General features: G+C 59.8%; 3 protein-coding genes. 1 reads left to right on the plus strand and 2 read right to left on the minus strand.

Annotation, left to right across the window (positions count from 1 at the left end; translation table 11 throughout):
* Nucleotides 1-441 (minus strand): ABC transporter permease (locus AC5JJ6_RS09265; protein ID WP_496041761.1); only part of this gene is annotated, 441 nt, incomplete at its 3' end.
* A gap of 52 nt (nt 442-493) precedes the next feature.
* Nucleotides 494-1,558 (minus strand): phosphate ABC transporter substrate-binding protein PstS, encoded by a 1,065-nt coding sequence (pstS, locus tag AC5JJ6_RS09270; RefSeq protein WP_496041762.1) that lies wholly within the window; start codon nt 1,556-1,558, stop codon nt 494-496.
* Between the two features lie 681 nt (nt 1,559-2,239).
* Between pstS and AC5JJ6_RS09275 the strand changes: the two genes are divergently transcribed.
* Nucleotides 2,240-2,410, plus strand: a complete 171-nt coding sequence (locus AC5JJ6_RS09275; RefSeq protein WP_496041763.1) for a hypothetical protein — start codon at nt 2,240-2,242, stop codon at nt 2,408-2,410.
* Nucleotides 2,411-2,439: the final 29 nt, after the last annotated feature.

A 2,439-nucleotide genomic window follows, 5' to 3' on the forward strand; every position in this document is an offset into this window, starting at 1 on the left:
GACCGGTGCGAAGACGAACAGGCCCCAGATGCCGTAGATGATGCTGGGGATGCCGGCGAGCAGTTCGATGCCGGTGCTGACCGGCCCCTTGAGCCAGGGGGGAGCCAGCTCCGTCAGGAAAACGGCGATGCCGAAACTGATCGGGATTCCGACCGCCATCGCGATCAGCGCGGTCATGACGGTTCCGTAGATCGGAGCCAGCGCGCCGAACTTCTCGGTGACCGGGTTCCAGACCTGCATATAGGCGAAGCTGAACCCGAACGTGCTGAGCGCCGGGAGCGCTCCCATCACCAGCGAGACGAAGACGCCGCCGAGGATCACCAGCACCAGGAACGCGAAGAACGCGGTCGCCGATTGAAACGCCCGGTCCATGACGATCTGGCGTTTACCCTGGGAGCCGCCAGATGCGCGGCTCCGGGCTTGAAGAGCGGTATCGGTCATACTTACTCGGTTCCCGGCGATCTGTTCCCGACCATAGGTTCCCAGCGCGGGACTATTGGCTGCTTCCGCTCCACAGGGCCTCGCCGTCGACCTTGGCAAAGTCCTTGGACCATGTCTGCTCAACCAGTTCCACGACGTTCGGCGGCATCGGCACGTAATCGAGCTGTTCCGCCATGGGAGCACCGTTCTTATAGGCCCAGTCGAAGAATTTCAAAGCCGAAGCGGCGGCGGCGGGATCGCGCGGCTCACGATGCATCAGGATGAAGCTGGCGCCGGTGATCGGCCAGCTCCCAGCGCCCGCCTGATTGGTCAGGATGATGTAGTAGCCGGGAGCATTGCCCCAGTCGGCCGAGGCGGCCGCGGCCTGGAACGCCTCGGTTTCCGGCTCGACCCACTTCCCGTCGGCGTTCTTCAGGATCACGTGGGGCATCTTGTTCTGCTTGGCGTAGGCGGATTCGACGTAGCCGATGGCGCCGCGCGTACGCGTGGTCATGGCGGCGACGCCTTCGTTGCCGCGAGCACCCAGACCGGCTGGCCACTGGACCGACGTATTGCTGCCGACCTGGTCGAGGAAGCTCTGGCTGACCTTGCTCAGATAGTTCGTGAACAGGAAGTTCGTGCCGGATCCGTCCGACCGGTAGATCGGCGCGATCGCCAGCTTGGGGAGCGGCAGATCCGGGTTCAGCGCCTTGATTGCCGGGTCGTCCCAGTTCTCGATCTCGCCTAAGTAGATGCGGGCCATGGTCGGACCGTCCAGGTGCAACTGGCCGGGCTTGATGCCGGCAATGTTCACGACCGGGACCACGCCGCCCATGATCAGGGGAAACTGGACCAGACCGGCCTTGGCGAGGTCATCCGGCTTGAGCGGACTGTCGGAGGCGCCGAAGGTGACCGTGCGCTCCTTTATCTGGCGGATACCGCCACCCGAGCCGATCGCCTGATAGTTTATCTTGGTGCCGGTTTCCTGCTGATATGCCAGCGCCCAGCGGGCATAGACCGGATAGGGGAAGGTGGCGCCGGCTCCCGAGATGTCCTGCGCCTGCGCGGAGGTCGCGAGCATGATGCCGGCAATACCGGCAAGGGCCGCGCGCATGATGCCCTTGGCAACAAAGCTCATAAAGTCCCCTCATTCATACGGAAGTCACCGGCAGCCGCTTTCTTCAACAAACCCAGCCGGAGGAGCGGCAGTTTCCAATCAACATTCAACAAAACATTCATAAGGCGTTTTAGTTTATCGGCTTCGCCCGCAGATATGGCAGATATGATTGATACACAGCTTCATTGAAGATCGTCTCAAGCTGTCACGGCTGGAATCTCTCCTGCGCCGGGTCATAAAAACCAGCGGGAAGCTACCAGATATAATACAACCCGCCACCCTCCACTGGTATTAAGTCACTCGCGATGGGTAACTCCTATGTGGCACAACGCCCGTCGGCTAAGGCCTCTGCGGGACTGCTGTCCTTGATGAGGATGCCGGCTCTCCTGAGCCGGGCGCACAAATAGACCATTCCGTCTGAAACCAATATCGATAAAGGATCGAACCTTCGTCGAGTCGAAACGACCGATCGCATGATGGCTGGAAAGACAATCCTGGAATAGTGCACCTTAGGCCAAAATTTGCAGGCGCCGGAGGATTCCACTTTGTTCCGTAAACTCTCTCCGCATGTAAAAGGTAAATTCACGGCATCAATTCGATACTGTATCATTCCTGCGGATGGAGACGTCAGGATAGAAAATGAGGGTCCGGGTCGGGGCGGATAATCCGGCATCGACATGTGCCGATATCCGGAGCGAACAGGTGTCGCTGGTAGTCCGCCAGCTTCCGCTGGTATTTACCGCGAATGTGGTGAACTCGATCCTGATCGCCATCGTACTCACGGCGGTCGTTCCAGTTGTGCAAGTGGCTGTCTGGTCGGGTTTTCTGGTCGTTCTGACTGCGATCAGCTTTTTCCATGAGGGTCTGTCGTGACGATTACTGTCCGTAAGCATCGGGGATCC

Source organism: Skermanella sp., from assembly GCF_059503625.1.